The sequence below is a fragment of the Coprothermobacter proteolyticus DSM 5265 genome (genome assembly GCF_000020945.1).
GTDB lineage: Bacteria > Coprothermobacterota > Coprothermobacteria > Coprothermobacterales > Coprothermobacteraceae > Coprothermobacter > Coprothermobacter proteolyticus.
The window spans coordinates 491,520-510,439 of record NC_011295.1; the positions used below are offsets into that span (position 1 = coordinate 491,520).

At 45.2% G+C, this 18,920-nt stretch carries 20 protein-coding genes, 1 tRNA gene, 1 other RNA gene and 1 pseudogene; 9 read left to right on the forward strand and 14 right to left on the reverse strand.

Annotated features, from left to right (window positions below):
* Positions 1-12 precede the first annotated feature (12 nt).
* On the forward strand, positions 13-2,013 hold the full coding sequence (locus COPRO5265_RS02490) for a sodium-translocating pyrophosphatase (protein WP_012544305.1): 2,001 nt from the start codon (positions 13-15) through the stop codon (positions 2,011-2,013).
* 80 nt (positions 2,014-2,093) lie between these two features.
* On the opposite strand, the gene rnpB is transcribed toward COPRO5265_RS02490, so the two are convergent.
* From rnpB to plsY, 8 genes and pseudogenes are all read right to left on the reverse strand, one after another.
* Positions 2,094-2,471, reverse strand: an RNA gene (gene rnpB / locus COPRO5265_RS07435) — RNase P RNA component class A.
* A gap of 34 nt (positions 2,472-2,505) precedes the next feature.
* Positions 2,506-2,784: pseudogene (gene rsfS, locus COPRO5265_RS07680) on the reverse strand (ribosome silencing factor); the annotation flags it as partial.
* 45 nt (positions 2,785-2,829) lie between these two features.
* Positions 2,830-3,411: a nicotinate (nicotinamide) nucleotide adenylyltransferase gene (gene nadD / locus COPRO5265_RS02500; protein WP_012543839.1), complete on the reverse strand. Its 582-nt coding sequence runs from the start codon at positions 3,409-3,411 to the stop codon at positions 2,830-2,832.
* Positions 3,386-4,645 carry a GTPase ObgE gene (gene obgE / locus COPRO5265_RS02505; protein WP_012544732.1) on the reverse strand — a complete coding sequence of 420 codons (1,260 nt, stop codon included), beginning with the start codon at positions 4,643-4,645 and terminating at the stop codon, positions 3,386-3,388. The genes nadD and obgE overlap by 26 nt, the downstream gene beginning before the upstream one ends.
* The gene (rpmA, locus tag COPRO5265_RS02510; protein ID WP_012543876.1) at positions 4,645-4,905 is read right to left on the reverse strand and encodes a 50S ribosomal protein L27; all 261 of its coding nucleotides are present in this window, start codon (positions 4,903-4,905) and stop codon (positions 4,645-4,647) included. Before rpmA ends, obgE begins: the two co-directional genes overlap by 1 nt.
* A 6-nt stretch (positions 4,906-4,911) precedes the next feature.
* Entirely contained in the window at positions 4,912-5,232 is a 321-nt protein-coding gene (rplU, locus tag COPRO5265_RS02515) for a 50S ribosomal protein L21 (protein WP_012544506.1), read from the reverse strand.
* Positions 5,233-5,263: 31 nt separating this feature from the next.
* Positions 5,264-5,351: transfer RNA gene (locus COPRO5265_RS02520), tRNA-Ser, on the reverse strand.
* Positions 5,352-5,427: 76 nt separating this feature from the next.
* On the reverse strand, positions 5,428-6,051 hold the full coding sequence (gene plsY / locus COPRO5265_RS02525; RefSeq protein WP_012544692.1) for a glycerol-3-phosphate 1-O-acyltransferase PlsY: 624 nt from the start codon (positions 6,049-6,051) through the stop codon (positions 5,428-5,430).
* A gap of 194 nt (positions 6,052-6,245) precedes the next feature.
* On the opposite strand from plsY, the gene COPRO5265_RS02530 reads away from it, so the two are divergent.
* The 6 genes from COPRO5265_RS02530 (at position 6,246) to COPRO5265_RS02555 (ending at position 12,130) form a co-directional block, all read left to right on the forward strand.
* The gene (locus COPRO5265_RS02530) at positions 6,246-7,589 is read left to right on the forward strand and encodes a S41 family peptidase (protein ID WP_012544009.1); all 1,344 of its coding nucleotides are present in this window, start codon (positions 6,246-6,248) and stop codon (positions 7,587-7,589) included.
* A gap of 69 nt (positions 7,590-7,658) precedes the next feature.
* Positions 7,659-8,423 (forward strand): basic amino acid ABC transporter substrate-binding protein, encoded by a 765-nt coding sequence (locus COPRO5265_RS02535; RefSeq protein ID WP_012544859.1) that lies wholly within the window; start codon positions 7,659-7,661, stop codon positions 8,421-8,423.
* Between the two features lie 101 nt (positions 8,424-8,524).
* Positions 8,525-9,151 (forward strand): amino acid ABC transporter permease, encoded by a 627-nt coding sequence (locus tag COPRO5265_RS02540; RefSeq protein ID WP_201763832.1) that lies wholly within the window; start codon positions 8,525-8,527, stop codon positions 9,149-9,151.
* Positions 9,152-9,162: 11 nt separating this feature from the next.
* Positions 9,163-9,894, forward strand: a complete 732-nt coding sequence (locus COPRO5265_RS02545) for an amino acid ABC transporter ATP-binding protein (protein WP_041736033.1) — start codon at positions 9,163-9,165, stop codon at positions 9,892-9,894.
* A gap of 64 nt (positions 9,895-9,958) precedes the next feature.
* The gene (locus tag COPRO5265_RS02550; RefSeq protein ID WP_012543646.1) at positions 9,959-11,179 is read left to right on the forward strand and encodes an aminotransferase-like domain-containing protein; all 1,221 of its coding nucleotides are present in this window, start codon (positions 9,959-9,961) and stop codon (positions 11,177-11,179) included.
* 201 nt (positions 11,180-11,380) lie between these two features.
* The gene (locus COPRO5265_RS02555; RefSeq protein WP_012544896.1) at positions 11,381-12,130 is read left to right on the forward strand and encodes an SDR family NAD(P)-dependent oxidoreductase; all 750 of its coding nucleotides are present in this window, start codon (positions 11,381-11,383) and stop codon (positions 12,128-12,130) included.
* Between the two features lie 90 nt (positions 12,131-12,220).
* Here COPRO5265_RS02555 and COPRO5265_RS02560 read toward each other — a convergent pair whose 3' ends face one another.
* From COPRO5265_RS02560 to COPRO5265_RS02570, 3 genes are read right to left on the reverse strand one after another with little or no spacing between them, the layout of a single operon-like run.
* On the reverse strand, positions 12,221-12,850 hold the full coding sequence (locus tag COPRO5265_RS02560; protein ID WP_012544238.1) for a phosphate signaling complex PhoU family protein: 630 nt from the start codon (positions 12,848-12,850) through the stop codon (positions 12,221-12,223).
* A 36-nt stretch (positions 12,851-12,886) separates the two neighbouring features.
* Complete coding sequence (locus COPRO5265_RS02565) at positions 12,887-13,960, reverse strand: PAS domain-containing sensor histidine kinase (protein WP_012543987.1); 1,074 nt, start codon at positions 13,958-13,960, stop codon at positions 12,887-12,889.
* Between the two features lie 4 nt (positions 13,961-13,964).
* Positions 13,965-14,675 carry a response regulator transcription factor gene (locus COPRO5265_RS02570; RefSeq protein ID WP_012544833.1) on the reverse strand — a complete coding sequence of 237 codons (711 nt, stop codon included), beginning with the start codon at positions 14,673-14,675 and terminating at the stop codon, positions 13,965-13,967.
* A 108-nt stretch (positions 14,676-14,783) separates the two neighbouring features.
* Between COPRO5265_RS02570 and COPRO5265_RS02575 the strand changes: the two genes are divergently transcribed.
* Both COPRO5265_RS02575 and surE read left to right on the forward strand, forming a co-directional pair.
* The gene (locus tag COPRO5265_RS02575; protein WP_012543881.1) at positions 14,784-15,521 is read left to right on the forward strand and encodes an NAD-dependent protein deacylase; all 738 of its coding nucleotides are present in this window, start codon (positions 14,784-14,786) and stop codon (positions 15,519-15,521) included.
* 113 nt (positions 15,522-15,634) lie between these two features.
* Positions 15,635-16,405 (forward strand): 5'/3'-nucleotidase SurE, encoded by a 771-nt coding sequence (gene surE / locus COPRO5265_RS02580; RefSeq protein ID WP_012544212.1) that lies wholly within the window; start codon positions 15,635-15,637, stop codon positions 16,403-16,405.
* On the opposite strand, the gene trmB is transcribed toward surE, so the two are convergent.
* The 3 genes from trmB to COPRO5265_RS02595 are packed head-to-tail and all read right to left on the reverse strand — an operon-like array spanning position 16,379 to position 18,845.
* Positions 16,379-17,338: a tRNA (guanine(46)-N(7))-methyltransferase TrmB gene (gene trmB, locus COPRO5265_RS02585; RefSeq protein ID WP_012544655.1), complete on the reverse strand. Its 960-nt coding sequence runs from the start codon at positions 17,336-17,338 to the stop codon at positions 16,379-16,381. The two genes, surE and trmB, sit on opposite strands and share 27 nt — an antisense overlap.
* Before the next feature lie 9 nt (positions 17,339-17,347).
* On the reverse strand, positions 17,348-18,028 hold the full coding sequence (locus COPRO5265_RS02590; RefSeq protein ID WP_012544100.1) for a rhomboid family intramembrane serine protease: 681 nt from the start codon (positions 18,026-18,028) through the stop codon (positions 17,348-17,350).
* Positions 18,003-18,845, reverse strand: a complete 843-nt coding sequence (locus COPRO5265_RS02595) for an SDH family Clp fold serine proteinase (RefSeq protein WP_041735615.1) — start codon at positions 18,843-18,845, stop codon at positions 18,003-18,005. Before COPRO5265_RS02595 ends, COPRO5265_RS02590 begins: the two co-directional genes overlap by 26 nt.
* Between the last annotated feature and the right edge of the window lie 75 nt (positions 18,846-18,920).

Consider the following 18,920-nt stretch of genomic DNA (forward strand, 5'->3'; position numbering starts at 1 on the left):
GGAGGGGAGAGTGTGCTCGAGTTTTTTGCGGTTGCAGTGCTTTTGCTGCTCACGGTTATTCTTAACGCTCGCTGGATTCTGGGCATAAAAGTGGAAAACGCTTTAGCAGCACAGATAAGCGGTCACATCCACGATGGTGCAAAGGCGTTCTTGTCCAGTGAGTACAAGGTTATGTTTCCATGGATTGTTGTACTTTTTATTGTACTAGCTCTGCTCACAGGTTATAAGTCAGCCATTGCCTTCTTGGCAGGTGCTCTATTCTCCATTGCGGCGGGCTACATTGGTATGCAGATCGCTACATTGGCAAATGTACGCACCACAGAAGCTGCTAGGAGAGGCAGTGGAGATGCGCTTTCTGTTGCTTTTTCAGCTGGATCAGTCATGGGCATGACCGTAGTTGCCTTCGGTTTACTAGGGCTGGGGCTTGTGGTTTTCGTTTTTGGTGGTTTTGAAAAAGCCGGAGGCATTGTTAGTAGTTTTAGTTTGGGCGCTTCTTTTGTTGCTTTATTTGCTCGTGTGGGTGGTGGCATTTTTACTAAAGCTGCTGACGTTGGGGCTGACCTAGTAGGAAAGGTTGAGGCTAACATACCTGAAGACGACCCCCGGAATCCCGCAGTCATCGCAGATAACGTTGGTGATAATGTGGGTGATGTTGCCGGTATGGGAGCAGACTTGTACGAGTCCTATGTGGGGTCCATCGTCGCTTGCATTGTTTTGGCTTTGGCTGAGAAAAACATGGTCGGCTTAAGTTTTGTCTTGTGGGCCGTGTCTTTGGGTGCACTTTCCTCCTGGTTCACCATATTACTTGTGAGAGGCATATCCTCTCGCTCCCACATGGAGCCTGCGAACGTGTTTAGAATGGGTAGTATATTGGTGACGCTGCTGGCTGTGGGTTTTGTTTGCCTTATTCCCATGTGGACTGGTGCAAGCTGGTCATATGTTGTTTCAACGGTGGCAGGCATGATTGTGGGCATAGCCATTGGGTTTATTACAGATTACTACACCATGGGCGCGCCCATAAAGGAAATAGCTAAAGCTAGCGAGACTGGAGCAGCTACCAACATTCTTTCTGGTATGGCGATTGCCATGCAATCCACCTTTTTGCCAGTCTTGCTTGTAGGCCTAGCCACAATTGTCGCGTACCTCAGCGCAGGGCTGTTCGGTATTGCTTTAGCTGGCGTTGGTATGCTTTGCACTCTGGCGTATTCTTTGTCGGTAGATGCCTACGGTCCCGTGGCTGATAACGCTGGGGGCATAGCTGAGATGGCGCATTTTTCTCCTCAGGTGCGTGAGGTTACTGATGGTTTGGACGCTTTAGGTAATGCCACTGCTGCCATGGGGAAAGGTTTTGCTATCGCTTCAGCCGCGCTAACGGCATTGGCTCTGTTTGCTGCATTCAACAGTGCTGTGGGGATTAAGGCTTTGGATGTCTCAGACCCCAAGGTGCTCACAGGGGTCATGGTAGGAGCGGCTTCACCGTTTCTTTTCTCTTCCATTGTCATCAATGCCGTTTCCAGGACTGCTTTTGTCATCGTAAAAGAGGTCAGACGTCAGTTTAAAGAAATTCCTGGTTTGCTTTCAGGCCAAGCCAATCCAGATTATGTAGTCTGCGTGAGTATTAGTACTAGTCATGCTCTTAAAAACATGGTAGTACCTGCTCTGTTGGCACTTATTCTGCCTCTGGCTTCCTACTTCTTGCTTGGTGTTGAAGGGGTCGGTGGCGTACTTATTGGCCAAACTGTTAGTGGATTTGTGATGGCCGTTTACATGGCAAATGCAGGTGGCGCTTGGGATAACGCAAAGAAGCTTATCGAAGGTGGTTTCTTAGGTGGTAAAGGTTCTGAGGCCCACCATGCCGCAGTAATAGGTGACACGGTGGGTGATCCGCTAAAGGATACAGCTGGCCCCTCCATTAACATACTTATGAAGTTAAGCACGGTAGTGTCCCTCATCCTCATACCCATTTTTGTGCAAATGGGCTTGCCCGTGCTCATCGATCTATTTGCAAAATAAAACAAAAAGGCGAGAGGAAACTCTGTAATTCAGAGTGTTCATGATATCCTCTCGCCTTCTTATTCCATTTTACAGTGGCAACTACGAGTAGACGGTAAGCCGAGTTCTGTTCCCACCAAAACCGCGTTGCCTTCAAAAGTTTTGGTGGGTGGCAACCATTTATCTTGGCTTGCTGTTGCCAGCAAGCTCCAGCGGCCTACCCGCCAGCTCGCCGAGCAGGGTCACAGCTGGCTGCTTGGCCTTGCTCCGGATGGGGTTTACCGTGCCAGCACTGTCGCCAGTGCTGCGGTGGGCTCTTACCCCGCCTTTTCACCCTTACCTACCCAAACATTTGGGTAGGCGGTTTGTTTTCTGTGGCACTCTCCTTGAGGTCGCCCTCACTGGGTGTTACCCAGCATCCTGCTCTGTGGAGCTCGGACTTTCCTCAACCTTTTGGTTGCGGCTGCCTCGTCTACTCTTTACATATTCTACCATGCTTGTCCAATGTGACTCAATATCGTAATATTCCCTGGCTCTTTGCGTGAAAATGTGAACTACGATGTCGCCTATGTCTACAAGCACCCAATCACCTGGAGTATAACCTTCAACGCGGTAGGTGATGTTCTTTTTATCCAGTAGCTCTTCCAATGAGTCTGCCAGTGATTGGCTATGGGTGAGTGAGTTCGCAGTGCAAATAATGAAATAATCTGCTATGGTGTCCAGGGCTCTTATGTCAACGATTTTTATGTTTTCGGCTTTTTTCTCGTCAAGAAGCCTCTGAATGGCTTCCACGTCCTGATCCAACGTCTGTTCACCTCCTTTCTTTTCTTTTTTGCTCTATGGGTAGTAAAGGTGGTTTTCGTGAATATATGTTTCCACTGTTTTTGGTACTAAATAAGTTATGGGTTTTCCCTTAGCTACTCTTTGTCTTATGTACGTCGAGGAGACGTTTATCGGCGTCATGTCCGTAAAGATGGCTTCTGCTTCTGGTCTGGCTACAGTTATTGGTTTTCTCGGGACTACGATGAAAATAGCATTTTTTACGAGTAAGTCATACCTGCGCCAGTTGTGCAACTCTTCCCATTCATCACTGCCTAATATGAAGTAGGGCTTTTCACCAAGCACGTGCTTTACTGACAAAATGGTTTCATATGAATATGTGGGTCTGGCTTCTCTTTCCAATTCCATGAGCACAAATTTGGGTTCCTCTTTTAGCGCCATCTCCAACATGTTGACGCGGTGAAAGTAGGGGACTTTCGCGCTGTCTTTGTGTGGAGGTATGTGAGTAGGGACAAACCAAACCCTGTCAAGATTAGCGGCTTCCATGGCTAGGTGGGCCATGAACAGATGACCTATGTGAACAGGATCAAAAACACCTGCAAGAAGGCCAGTTCTAGAGGATTTCAAAGGCTTTATCATGTATGACTACGGTTTCTCCTTCTTTTGCACCCATTTGCCTTAGCATTTCCTCAAGTTTCTTACGTCTTATCTCTCTTTGTACATACTGAAAATCCCAAGGTTGGGTGGTATCGTATCTGGATATGTACCGTGCCCATCTGCCTTCAACTACCCAGTATTCATCTTCTCTACGAATGGAGAAATCCTCTGGCAAAGGTGGAAGCTCCATTGTCATGAATTCTGCAGTGGGTTCCTCTGTTGATAATGTGGGCGAAATAAGTTCAAATAAAACGTCTACTAATTGATTAGTGCCTTCGCCTGTGGCCGCGCTTGTAAGCACCACGTGTGATTCTTTGTCAGCAAACTGCACTTTTAGCTGATCAATGTGCTCTGGCTGCAGTAGATCGATTTTGTTTAAAACTAGAACTCGCGGTTTTTCCAGTAAGTTAGGGTTATAAGCTCGAAGCTCACCAATAATCGTTTCATAGGCTTGCATGGGTTCATAACCATCGATGGCTGCTGCATCAATGACAATGGCCAGTACTTTGGTGCGTTCAACATGCCTTAAGAAGGTTAGGCCAAGTCCTTTTCCTTCATGAGCTCCCTCTATGAGCCCTGGAACGTCGCTTACTACAAATGATTGTTCAGCCTTTTTAACAATTCCCAGTACTGGAGATCGCGTGGTGAAGGGGTAGGGAGCTATTTCTGGTTTTGCCTTACTTATGACGGATATGAGTGACGATTTTCCAGCGTTAGGTAACCCCACAAGCCCCACATGGGCAACCAGTTTTAGTTCTAAACGGAGTCTGCGCATTTCTCCTTCATGCCCCAGCTCACGGAAACGCGGTGCTCGTCTAGTGGCAGTAGCCATGCGCGCATTGCCTTTTCCGCCTCGACCGCCTCTAGCTACTAGCAGTTTCATTCCTGGTTTGTCCATATCGACCACAGTTTGAGTTTCCAAGTCAGCAACTATGACGCCCACTGGTATGCGTATGAAGAGGTCCTTTCCATCTTTCCCGAACTGTTTTTGAGATCTACCTGGTTCACCGTCTTCAGCCCGAAACTCCTTTTGGTACTTGAAGTCATACAATGTGAGAAGGGCAGGGTCGGTTACCAGGTATACATCGCCGCCTTTGCCCCCATCTCCGCCGTCAGGTCCGCCTTTTTCAATGAATTTCTCACGACGAAAAGAGGCGGCTCCATCGCCGCCCTTTCCACCGTAAACAATGATTTCCGCAGTGTCAATGAATATCATTACTTTTGTTCGTTAGGAATCACACTGACGAATTTCTTTCCGCCCTTTTTCTCGAACTGAACTACGCCTTCAGCCAGTGCGAACAAGGTGAAATCCTTTCCCTGACCTACGTTTTTCCCTGGCCAGAAGTGATTTCCTCTCTGCCTAACGATGATGCTACCGGGTTTTACTTTTTCTCCGCCGTAAGCTTTCACGCCCAAATACTGCGGGTTAGAATCTTTGCCGTTTCTTGAAGAACCTCCGCCCTTATGATGTGCCATGGTTTCTTATCCCTCCGTTAACACAGACGTTTTAATGCCATTGATTCGCAAAATGGTGTAACGTATCCTGTGTGATTTTTTCCTGTGGTAATTTACTTTCGCTTTGAAACGTCTCACCTTGATTTTCTTTGTACGAATCTGCTTCACGGGTTCGAGCTCTATCTCAGCGCCTTCCACAAAAGGTGTTCCCACTACCGTATTCGCTTCGTCCTTTACCATGAGGACTTTTACTTCCTCCGGTTTGATTTCTTCCCAGCCAGGTACTAGTATGGTTGAGTTTTCCTTTACTTTATACTGTTTTCCTCTAATTTCCAGTAAAGCGTACATGCTTGTCAGGTCCTCCTTTTAATACATATTTTGGCGGAGGGGGTGGGACTCGAACCCACAAGGCCCTTCCGGGCCGCCGGATTTCAAGTCCGGTGCCTTACCAATTAGACTACCCCTCCATCTTATTATGGTTATCAAGGTATCCAATTACAGCAACATATATATTAGCATAGATAAAGCCACATCTGCAACTTGCTAACTGTTACCTGCGGCAGCCTTCTTTTGTTCCCAAGGTAAAAAGGTTTTGTTTTCACTTCCAGCCATGAGTCGGCGGATATTGTCCTTATGGCGCCACGTAATGAAGAAAGCTAGAAAAAGAAGTGCCCACGGGAAGAATGGTAATATGGCAAATGCAAAGATAAAGACGGACCAAATTCCCAGTATGGATCCTAAGGAAACCCAGCGAGTGGGTAAGAAAGTCACCAGCCAAACCGCCACGAACATTAGCACCAATCTTATATCAAAGCCTAGTAAAGCTCCTACGCTTGTAGCAACACCTTTACCACCCTTAAACCTCAGAAACACGGAAAAACAGTGTCCGATTATGGGCGCTAAAAACAGTAGCCATTGCTGGAGAGGCGTCAGCCCTGAGAAATAGTGAAATGCCAAGTATGACGGTATAAAGCCTTTTGACAGATCTAGAAGTAAAGTCATGGCACCAAAGACTACGCCGAGTGCTCTGTAAACATTTGTGGTACCGATGTTCCCAGACCCAATTTTCCTGATATCAACGCCTTTACTTAAGGCGATCAAATAACCGAAGGGCATGGCACCATATAGATAAGCTCCTACTAGACCCAATAAGTAGTAGTAATTCACTTTACACCTCCTCTTTGTTTCCATATGCCTGTAACTACGCTCCACGACACACGCAACTGTAGTCACATTAGCAAATAAGTTGTTTTTTACCGCATATCGCTTCATCCTATAATATTAGATGATTCCCCGTAGCATTATGTTACACTTTACCATAAAAGAAAACAGAAAAATACTAAGGCAATGAGGCGGTGACCATGGTTAGAAAAAACGGCAATAAGCTTGCCTTCTTTTTACTGCTGGCAGTTTTACTTAGTGTGGCGCCAGCACTTAGTTACAGCAACCACACGTTAGAGCTTTTTCCAAATAGCTCCACAGCTATTTTCGATGGGAAGAGCTACAAATTGACAGCATCACCAGTTTTGGTGCAGGGGCGCTTGCTGGTTCCAGTAAGGGACATTTCCGAACTCATAGGGGTAGATGTAAGGTGGGATAACCAAGCCAGAAAAGCGATTGTCACTTTTCCCTATGTTCCAGATTTGGTTTCGGAAAACCAAACACTAAGAGATAACCTGCAGGACAGTTTGTCGTATCTACAGGTTTTAGACAATCCTGAGATGCAGGCTTTGGTAACTACCATAAAGACGATAAAAGAAGAGTATTTGTATCCTGAAAAGACATCCACGGTAGTTTACGCTGCCGCCAAAGGTGCAGTCAATAGCCTCCAAGACCCTTACTCCAGCTTTTATGATCCCAGTGAGGCAAAACAAATTCTCGAGGCACTTCAGGGTGCATTTGTAGGCATTGGGGTTTACCTACAGGAGTCAGCAAATGGTGTTGTTGTGGTTAAAGTGGTTCCGGGATCGCCTGCTCAGAAAGCAGGTATGCAAGCTGGGGATCTCATTATCAAGGTGGATGATGTAGATGTGTCATCAGCACCGATAGAGGTTATAAGCTCGCTTCTTAAAGGCGAAGAGGGAACTTATGTGAAAGTCACCGTAAAACGGGCTGATAAGACTTTAACGTTTACTATTCAAAGGCTTCGCATAGTGGTTCCCACTGTTTCATTAATCATGAATACTACTACCGTTGCTGTGCTCCAGATTGACCAATTCACTGAAACTACTCCTAGCGAATTTAGGCAAGTCATGGGTAGTGTTAAGGCTCCCAAACTTGTCATTGATTTAAGAGGGAACCCAGGTGGATTGGTGGAGTCGCTAGTAGATGTTGCTGGTATGCTCATGGGTACAAAACCAGTGTTTTTGTATCGTGATAACGAACAAACGACGGTAATCGATGCGGAGACGCCCCAGATTTATACTGGTAGACTGTATGTTCTGGTAGACAAGTACTCTGCCAGCGCTGCAGAAATGCTTGCGGGAGCTCTGCAAGACAATAAAAGAGCCACCATTGTGGGTGAGCGGACATTCGGTAAGGGCGTGGGACAAACACTTTTTGATCTTGAGGATGGGTCTTTACTGTATTTGACTACATTCGAATTCCGGACTCCAAATGGCAAAGTTATTAATAACTACGGTATAGACCCTGACATCAAAGTGGATCCGGCAACTGCGTTAGAGTATGTACTTCGGCTTCCATAAGGTGGGCTATATAATTAGACCTAAGGGGTGCATATACAACACACGTGCCCTATGGATGGAGGTGCACTGATGAAAAGGACGTTTGTCTTGTTATTAGTGGTGGGGGCTATCTTGTTGGGGTGTAGCAGTCAACAGTCTGCCAACACTTTAGTAGTTGGCACAGCGGCTGACTTTCCTCCTTTGGAATTCATTGACGAAAATGGTAACTTTGCTGGCTTTGATATTGAGCTAATGAATGCTATTGCTGAGAAGATTGGGTATGAGGTGAAGTGGGAGAATGCTGATTTTGCCGGTTTAGTAGCTTCTTTGCAGACAGGTAAGTATGATGCTGTCATTTCTGCAATGACTATTACAGCTTCACGGCAGGAAGAAGTGGATTTCTCGAGACCCTACTTTAGGTCTGATCAAGCTGTGGTAGTTCAGGAAAGCAACGTGGGCATTTTAAGTAGGGAAGATCTTGCTGACAAAACGATCGGGGTTCAGCTTGGTACCACAGGAGAGCTGCTTGCTCGGGAGTTAGTTTCTGACAAGGGGGGAGTATATACCTACGAGAGTCCTGACCAAGCCTTCTTAGACTTGAATACGGGTCGTCTAGATGCAGTAGTTAATGATCTACCTGTTAGTAGTTATTTTTTGTTGAGGAACCCTAATCTTCCGCTTAAGGTTGCATTCACAATTGAAACAGAGGAGTATTATGGCATTGCAGTCAAGAAGGGTAACACGGAACTCGTAGAAAAAATTAACAATGCCCTTATACAACTAAAGGAGGAGGGCAAGTATGCTGAGCTCTACCAAAAATGGTTTGAAACGGAGCCGCCTGCTGACATCCCGTAAACAGATTGTTCTTTACCTGTACAACGCAGGAGCGTGAAGTCTTTAACTAAGAAAGCTATCAAGGAAAGAGGGTGCTTATGGACTTTCGGTGGGAGTTGTTAGTGACAATTTTTCCCATTTTGTGGTCGGGCTTTTTAACCACACTGGGACTTACATTGTCTTCGCTACTAGTGGGGTTGGTATTTGGCTTAATACTAGCGCTCATGAAGATTTCCACAAACTGGATACTTAAGGGAATTTCCATTGCTTACATTGAGCTGATAAGAGGAACTCCGGCACTGATGCAGATAATGTTGGTCTATTTTGGCTTGCCTGCCTTGGGCCTCAATATTGACCGTTTAACTGCGGCAGTGGTCGCTTTGGGGTTAAATAGTGCTGCTTACTCAGGTGAGATTTTTAGAGCAGGTATTGAATCCATTGACAGGGGACAAATGGAGGCTGCCAGGGCTATAGGTATGACTGGAAGCATGGCTATGAGGCTCATCGTTTTGCCTCAGGCTTTTCGTGTGGTAATTCCTCCTTTGGTTAATGAGTTTGTGGCTCTACTCAAGGACACGTCCTTGGTTTCAGTCATAGGAGTGGCTGACCTCATGCTCAGAAGCAGAAATATGATTTCTTACACAGCTAACGTGTTTACGCCGTTGCTTGGTGCTTCTATTCTGTACTTATTAGCTACCATACCAGGATCTCAGCTTTCTGCCTACTTGGAGAGGAGGTTCAAGTTCTAGAAATGATGCCTATTTTGGAAGCTAAAAACATTGTGAAACGTTTTGGCAAGCATGAGGTTCTAAAAGGGGTAAGTTTGGCTATTCACCAAAAAGAGATTGTTGTCATCATGGGACCTTCAGGTGGCGGTAAGACTACGCTACTTAGGACGTTAAACCTGCTCGAGGAACCCTCAGATGGTGAGATTTATTTTAGGGGAAAGAAAATTGATCCAAGGAGCCGTGATGCCAACGAACTAAGAAAAAAGGTGTCCATGGTTTTTCAGCTTTTCAACCTGTTTAATCATCTTAACGTGCTTCAAAATGTAACCATTGGACCCATAAAAGTTTTAGGCAAATCACCCCAAGAAGCAGAAGCCCAAGCCATGGAAATCTTGCATCGGGTTGGCTTGGCTGAAAAAGCAAAAGCTCTGCCTTCGTCCTTGTCGGGTGGCCAAAAACAAAGAGTTGCTATTGCCAGAGCACTTGCCATGGAACCGGATGTGATTTTGTTTGATGAGCCTACCTCCGCCCTGGACCCTGAATACACCAAAGAAGTTTTGGATGTAATGAAGGAATTAGCTGAAGAAGGCATGACCATGGTAGTGGCCACCCATGAAATGGGTTTTGCTAAGGAAGTGAGTACTCGAATAGTGTTCTTAGAGGACGGCCGTGTAATTGAGGATACCGATGCGCATAAATTCTTCGTTGAAGGCCCGCAAACGGAGAGAGCAAGGCAGTTCCTTTCAAAAATCTTAAAAGCATAAGATATTCTTTAAGCGCATGTTATAATGATTTTGTCCTACGATTAAGCAAGGAGGTAGACTAGACATGGAACCTAAAGACTTTATCAGCAAAAGGGGAGCAAGTTTAAAACCGTCAGCTATTAGGGAAATATTCAAGTACTCAGGCGACCCGAGTTTCATTTCTTTCGCAGGTGGTTATCCAGACCCAGACGTTTTTCCTGTGGAAGAGTTAAAAGAAGTTTCAGTGGAAGCACTAGATAAGTACGCCAAGAAAGCTTTGCAGTACAGTGCTACTGAAGGTGTACCAGAGCTTCGCCAGTACTTGGTGAAGTTCATGGAGGAAGAGGAAAACGTAAAAGGGCTTGGTGAAGAGAACATCATCATTACCACTGCTAGCCAACAATCGCTGTTCTTAGTGGGTTTGGTTCTTATTGACCCCGGTGATGTGGTCATGGTAGAAGCTCCAACGTACCTTGGAGCACTATCTGCTTTCGATCCGTTCGAACCGGATTACGTGTCAGTGCCCACCGATGACGACGGCATCATTCCTGAAAAACTAGAAGAAATGGTAATTGACCTAAAGAAGAAGGGGAAGAAAGTCAAATTCCTCTATGTCATACCCACATTCCAAAACCCTGCTGGTTACACGCTTAGTTTGGAAAGAAGAAAGCGTATAGTAGAGATTGCCGAGGAGCAGGATTTCCTCATTGTGGAAGACGACCCCTACAGCTACTTGGTGTATGAGGGCGAAAGGCCACCCTGCGTAAAGTCTTTTGATAATAGCGACCATGTGATTTACCTCAGCACATTCTCGAAGACCTTTGTGCCCGGATTCCGTCTTGGCTGGATTGTAGCTCACAAAGACATCATTCGCAGAATTGCCATTTCAAAGCAGGCAGCGGACTTGTGCACCGGTGCTTACATGCAGTACATAACCTATCTTTACATGCAGAAAGGTCATTTCATGAAACATATTGAAGCCATGAGAGACATTTACAAGGTAAAACATGCAGCCATGTTAGAAGCACTGGACAAGTACATGTCTGATATTCCCGGCGTTTACTGGAGTAAGCCGAAAGGTGGATTTTTCGTGTGGCTAGTCCTTCCAGAAACAGTGGACTGCGACCAATTGTTTGACAAAGCCATTGAGCACAAGGTTGTTTACGTGAGAGGTTCAGCTTTCTTCGCAGATGGGCAAGGGAAGAACACCGCACGTTTGAACTTTAGCCAACCCAAAGTTGAAGACATCGACAAGGGAATCAAAATACTTGCAGATGTAATCAAGGAAACAATGGGCGTTAAGTAGTCTAGACAACAGGAAAATTACTTAAATATTTCTCTCTCTCTTTTCTCTCTTCTTTTTTGGGGCCTCGCTCAGGCGAGGCCCCTTCTTTTCGTAGGTTTGCTGCAGTCATTTCCATGTTATAGCTGTTCTTTGATGACGCATCTTAACTACTGTTATAATGAAAGTAATTAATAACGACTATAAAAAAGGAGGTTGGATAAAATGTTGTTGAAGGACAAGGTGGCCATTATTACTGGTGGGGGTTCCGGTTTTGGCAGAGCCACCTCTCTTCTTTTTGCGAAAGAAGGGGCAAAGGTGGCTGTGGTGGACTACGTGGAGGAAGCCGCGAAGATGGTTGCAAATGAAATAAAGTCCATGGGAGCCGAAGCCATCTACGTTAAAGCCGACGTTTCCAGCGAAGAGGACGTAATGCGTTTTGTGGATGTAACTGTTAAAGCGTTCGGAAAGCTGGATATCATTTTCAACAATGCGGGCATATATGTCCCGGGTAACGCTGAGCAGCAAAAGGTTGAAGACTGGGACAGAATTCTCAATGTGAATTTGAAAGGCGTATTTCTTGGATGTAAGTACGCCATTCCTCACATGAAGCAGAATGGTGGCGGTGCCATCATAAATACAGCTTCTGCGGCGGCTTTGATTGGGTTCCCTGAGGCCATTGCATACGCAGCGTCTAAAGGAGGCGTGGTTTCTCTTACCAGAGCAGTAGCTTTGGACTACGCTAAGTTTGGCATAAGAGCGAACTGCATATGCCCCGGCACTTCAGAGACAGCCATTACTAAGGATGTATTAGCTGACCCTCAGCTTCGAGCTATGTTCTTGGCTCCCATACCGTTGGGTCGGTTTGGACAACCTGAGGACGTTGCAAATGCTGCTTTGTTCCTGGCATCGGATTTGTCTGCCTACATCACAGGAGCCGTTCTGCCTGTGGATGGCGGTTGGACTATGGCTTAGTTGGCTGGCCTTCTTGTAAGATTGTAAGTTCAACCTTTAAGATTTAAGAAGCCCGTCGCGCACATGCATCAATGTGACGGGCTCTTTTAGTTAATTTAGGTCTGCCTGTACGCCAGTGGTAAGCATTGTGGTGTATTCGCAAATGTTTGTTACATAGTCTCCCATGCGCTCTAAATGCTTTGCTGCCAGCATCAGATCTATGGTTTCCTCAAGCTTTAGGTTTTCCTGACCACTTCTTAGCCTTTTCTTCAAATCAGCGTAAATGGTATCTAGTACGTCGTCTTTCTTGGCAACTTGTTTTGCTATCTCAGGATCACGGTTTATGAAAGCATCAATGGCTTCGTCGAGCATTTCTATAACTATTTCACCCATGCGCTTAAAGGTAAGTGCGTAAAAATCATAGCTTTCACTGGGGACTGTGGGATCAATTGCAATGCGAGCCACATTCATGGAATGGTCAACTAGCCTTTCAATGTCCTGGGCTATCTTACCAATGATAATCACTGATGCGATGTCGTCTGGGCATTCCATTGCTACTTGTAGAACCGTTTCCTGAATGTCTTTGTTCAGTTCATCTACTTTTTGGTCAAGCGCCAGCACTGCATTGGCATTAGCGGGACTTTTCCTTTCAACCGCATCTAATACCGCCCTACAGGTGTCACGAGCCAAGGAAGAAAGATAAATTAAACGTTCTTCAAGTAATTTGGTCGTTGACTTCACAAAGAAGATTATACCTCCACTTGCACTACCTATTTGTTAAGCCTTTCTAAGGGCAACATTTACTTTCAAACCATGAGGTTCGTTGGGTTCCAACCACAACCTACCGTCATGGAATTTAACTACTTCCAAAGCAATGCCCAGACCAAGGCCCAATCCGTCTGCCTTGCTAGTTGCTCTGTAAAAATCTTGAAACACTTTTTCTCGCTGTTCTTCTGGAATTCCTTCTCCTTCGTCGGCAACTGTTATTAAGACGTTTTCTTCTTGTTCCTGCAGGGTAACAGTTATTTTTGTCCTTTCAGGGCTGTACTTTAAGGCATTATCTAACAAGTTTAAGAAGAGGGATTTTAACAGACTTTTACTTCCCTCAACGAATATGCTGTGACTTGGTATCTCTGCTTCAATGGAAACTCTCTTGTTGTCAGCAAGCACGCTCATCTGCCAAATGACTTCACTGAGCAAATTAACTATGTTTACCTTATCCATGCGTTCCACCAAGCCACGATCCATCTTGATTAAAAGTGCTAAATCGCTTGTCAGCTGATTCAGCCTGTCCATCTCGTCTATGATGCGTGTGGTAAGATCTTTTCGCTGCACAGGGTCTTCTTCCTCCTCCAAAAGCTCTAGCATGAGCCGAACCGAACTCAAAGGTGTTTTAAGTTCGTGGAGCATTTTTTGGTAAAGTTCAACGTCTTCTTTTGTGCTTCCGTGGCTGCATTCCTCAATGGTTCCGATGATCTCACCGTTTGTTCTCTTAAGGATCATGTAATAGGATCTTTTTTCGGCTGATGGTGTTAGGTAAAAAGGCGTTGACGCAGTACCTTCTTTCTTGCAGGTTTGTAGTGCATCGATGACTTTGTGGTCCCTGAAGACCTCATAAAGAAATCTTTCCAGAGGGGCCTTACCTACTAAGGATTCGAAAAGCCCATTGTATCTGATTATCCTAAAATCATCGTCCAGCACGAAGACAGGTACGGGTAAGTTTTCCAATAGGTCTTTAGCCATGTTCTCTTCGCTTCGTCTATCCTGTGTGGAGACCGTTTGGAACAACACCACTACAGAAGCAAGAGCACATAGGACAACTACTAGAAGAGCAAGATCGGCACCACCCATGCGACTATTCCTTCCTTACGTCGCCGTTAAACTTGTATCCCACACCTCTCACAGTCAGTATGTATTTAGGTTCGTTCGGGTTGGGTTCAATTTTGTCTCTGAGCCACTTAATATGAACGTCCAAAGTGCGCTTATCTCCATAGTAGTCAGCACCCCAGATTTCATTTAGCAAATACTCCCGGGTTAACACTTCACCGGCTCTTGACATGAGTATGCGCAAAAGCTCAAACTGTTTTTTGGGTAGCAAGTATGACCGGTTGTTCACTCTCAGCTCATGACCGCGTAAGTCCAGGGCAATATCGTCGCAAACCAGTCTTCTTTCTCCCACTGTTTTTTTCATGCCATAAGTACGTCTAAGCACTGCCCTGACTCTGGCCACTAACTCGGGCAAGCTGAAAGGTTTTGTGATGTAGTCGTCAGCGCCAAGTTCCAATCCCAGAATTCGGTCTACTTCCTCTTCACGTGCTGTAACTACAATTATGGGTGTGTCATACTGGCTTCTTATCTCCTTAAGTATTTCCTTGCCATCTACCAAGGGTAGCATTAGGTCAAGTAAGACTAAGTTTGGCTGGTGTGCATAGAACTTTTCTAAAGCTTCTTTGCCGTTCATTGCCTTAATGACTTTAAAGCCTTCTTTGGTAAGCTTTCGTTCGATGGCGTCCAGAATGTTTCGGTCGTCCTCCACGACTAGAATAGTTTCTGATTGGTTCTCCATCTTAGTACCACCACCTTCTTCTTAATAATGTTAACTTAACAGTGTTAAAAATGCAACAGAATACCGAACAACCTGTTATAAAATGAAACAAAGTGGGGTGGTTAAAACATGCTGTCGGATTATGAGGCAGTAGCGAAACTATTGAAAAACTCAGGACATGCCGTGGTTCTTACTGGCGCTGGCATAAGCACTGAGAGCGGTATACCCGATTACAGGGGTCCTCAAGGGCTCTGGAGAAAATATGATCCCATAAAGTATGTGAGCAGATCCACCTTTGAAACAGATCCCAAGACGTTTTGGGAGTTCAATTTACCCATGTGGATGCAGTACAAAGCAGCAAAGCCCAATAAAGCTCATTTCCTCGTTGCTGAGTTGGAAAGGCTTGGATTCATAAAGGCGGTAATCACACAAAACATTGATGGACTTCACAAGAGGGCTGGCAGCAAGAATGTGTACGAAGTCCATGGCAACCTTGAGACAGTTACTTGTTTGCGATGCCATAAGGAATACCCTTTGGAAGAAGCTTGGAAGCAATTCAACGACTGTAACATACCTCAATGCAGCTGCGGAGGACTATTGCGTCCCAATGTGGTTCTTTTCGAAGATCCCATGCCCGATACGTTTTTCCAAGCAGTCAGGGAAGTAGAATCAAGCGATCTAATGATAGTTATGGGAAGTAGTCTTGAGGTGTATCCCGTAGCCCAGCTGCCAGCCATGGTTTCTAAATTGGTGGTCGTGAATCTGCTACCAACCCCTTATGACGACAGGGCAGACTACGTTTTCCACGAAAGTACTGGAGAATTCTCTGAAAAGTTGGCCTCTGTGTTGGGTATCAAGTTATCTTGAAGAGAGATATTGTGTGCATTGCACATGTGGCATGTAAAGAGGGTAAAATTACCAAGTAATGCCAATTCTGGGTTATCTTGTTTTTTTAATCAATGATTGATTAGGAGGTTAATGTGCGGAAAATACTGGTTGCAAACGATGATGGCATTTTTGCAGAAGGTATAAATATTTTGGTGACACATCTTCTTAAATGGGGAAAGGCAGAAATAACTGTGGTAGCTCCTGATAGGACAAAGAACGCTACCAGTCACTCTCTCACCTTGGATTCCATCCTGCGACTCAGAAAAGTGTTTATGCCCAACGGTTACGAGGGTTATACTGTGGTAGATGGTTCGCCTGCTGACTGTGTGCTGGTGGCACTGAACGATTTGGTTCCCGATACAGACTTAGTCATTGCTGGCATCAACCATGGTACGAACTGTGGTATTGATGTGCTTTACTCAGGAACAGTGGGCGCTGCTTCGGAAGGTGTGGTTAACGGTAAACCTTCTATTGCTATTTCCTCAGAAAGCCCAGAAAGGGAACACCTTGAAATCACCGCTCAAGTGCTGATCAGCTTATTGGATCAAGGATTGTTAAATGCTACCAGCAGTGATTGGGTTTTGAACATTAACGTGCCTGCACTTAAGCTGGAGGAAATTAAAGGGGTTGCCTGGGCAACCATGAGTCGTCATGGCTGGACTAATAGGGTTCAAAGACGTGAAGATCCCCGAGGCCAGATTTACTACTGGGTTACTGGGGAACGGTCAAAACCAGAGCAAAGCAACAATGGGGATTATCAGTTGCTAAGCCAGGGTTTCGTAACGTTAACGCCAGTTGGTCTCGATCTTACAGATCATGAATCGCTAAAGGAGCTGTCAAGCAGGTTCGTATTCCAGCTTTGATGGAGGTTGCACGTTTATCCTTTTTATGTTTCCATTTGATATTTGATTTGCAATTAACCAAATAAGGGATTTTACGTTTTCTGTTTTGAAAACGTCAGCGTGGTTGTCTAACTTGACGATGAAACCTTCTCTGTGTGGACTAACGGAAATATAAACACGCTGCTGTAGTGAAACCCCAATGAAGTCATCATCACTGACAATGGCTGGGATTAGTAGCATTGCCTGATTATTACTAAAGGGTTCCCACAACTTAATAGTGCCGAACGTGGTTCTATAAGTTCCTGCTTTCAGTGTGCCATGTGAATCATGCACTATTGCGTGAGGCATAATTACCTCCTTGTCTAAGTAGTTAGGCACTGAAACATGCCGCTTTTTTCTAAGTACAACTTTGTAAATTTTCTTACCTTGACTTACCCACTTCTGTTCATATTTCGTTCCAACTTGAACCTCGTTCCTAACCGCGTAATCAGCTAACGAAAAGAGTCCGCTTTCTTCAGAGTTTCTAATAGCTTCTTCGGCGTATTCTTTCACGTCGGTCTGAAGCTGCAAGATCGCGTTGTCCACAAGGCGTGAGGCGTATATCTGTAGTTTTGGTAATGTAAAAAGTCTCCTTGATGCATGTTTCTTGTGAGGCCAAGGTAAGGGAAAGTTGATGTACAATGCGTCTACGCTTCTTTCCGAAAACAGCTCTCTGAGGCCCCAAATACCGTCCATAAGCAGCAGCGCAGTTTTCGTGTGATCAATCACTTTCATGGCTTTTTCCACGCTTAAGAGCGAGACCTCAAATCCTACTACGTTGGTACCGGTTGTCTCTAATGTTTTCAAGAACTTCCCGTTACCGAACCCAATTTCCACTGCGAGCGGATTCTTCTCTGGAAAGATGGCATCCCAATTTAAGGGAAAAGAGCTCGTACTTTGAGGTTTTATCAGCATAAAACAAGCTCACCAATAGTAAGGCGTGGAATAAGGTTCACTTCTTCGGCGCCTTCGGACTATGGGTAGTACCATAAATGCCACAATGACTCCGAAAACAAACCCTCCGATGTGCGCCCAATATGCCACGTAGCTCATGCTGTTAAGCAGTGTGGGTAGTACGTTTCCTTGAAAGAACCAGATCAAAAGCCAGAACCAAGCCGGAATATTTACCACGGTAACGAAGAAGATCAGGAATATTAAAGTGGCTATGTAGGCGTGTGGATAGAACACCAAATAAGCGCCCATAACTGCGGATATGGCACCAGAAGCGCCAACGAAAAACTCGGCACTTTGAGGCATCATGTAAATATGAGCAAGCCCTGCGACCATTCCACCAATTAGGTAAAACGGAATGTAGAATTTACCGAAATCTCCCTCAATGTTATCTCCAAATATGAACAAAAACCACATGTTTGATATTAGATGGTACAGGTTTCCATGTAACCACATGCTTAAAAACAACAAGCCCCAGGGTGTCAAGTTTAGTGGGTTCACAGAAATCATACTCAAGAATTTTTGTGGACTAATGTAGAAGGAATCTGGTAGCAGCGGTTGTACGAACGCATACACGATGATGTTTATGACAATAATGAGAATCGTCCTAACCGGAAAAGTGCGACGTCTATTTATATCGAATAACGGAAACATCTGTGGGAGCCTCTACGTTTTTGGAGTAGGAGACTGCTCGCTGTGACCCTGCGGGCTGCGGGTAAAGCATGAGCAGGTCGTAAATCTCTTTTGGCATGGAGGTGTCAATGTTCAGATTCAACTGCTTGGCCTCTTCAGCGAAGATGGGGTTATCATGTGTGTAATACCCTTCGCAAAGCAGGGTTGCTACTTCTTCGGCTTTCTCTTCGTCCATGTGCTTTCTTAGAAACCACTTTACAGTGTCTTTGACCTGGTCAATAGCTTTGCGACTTATGTCAGCCAATATGAGGGTTTGATCATCAACGTTTTGAACACCTTTGTCCTTGACAGCTTGCAATATGCTGGCTGCAGGCAAGCCATTAATTTGTGGGTCCAATGGTCCAATCACAGCGTGCTTGTCCATGATAATTTGATCCGCTGCCAACGCGATTAGTGTGCCACCGCTCATGGCATAGTGAGGTATTATCACTGTAGTCTTTGCGGGGTGCATATAGAGTGCCCTTGCAATTTGTTCAGCTGCGAGTACCAAACCACCCGGTGTGTGCAGTACTAAGTCAATGGGAGTATCGGGAGGTGTACTTCTAATAGCAGTCAAAACGGCTTCAGAATCTTCCATGGTAATGTATCTGGCAATTGGTAGCCCCCACAGAGCCACGCTTTCTTGCCTGTGAATCAAGGTAATTAAACGAGAATGCCTTTTCTTCTCCCATGCACGTATGAGTGTCTGCCTGGCTGCCTGCAAGTAATGTTGATGCACAGCCGGGGACATGGCAGAAAAGATTATGATAAGCCAAAGTAAACTCCACAGTACATCCAAGGAAATAACCTCCTTTCAGTTATTTGAATTATATTATATTCGGCAAAAATAAGAAATGTTAAGAAAACTCTCGGT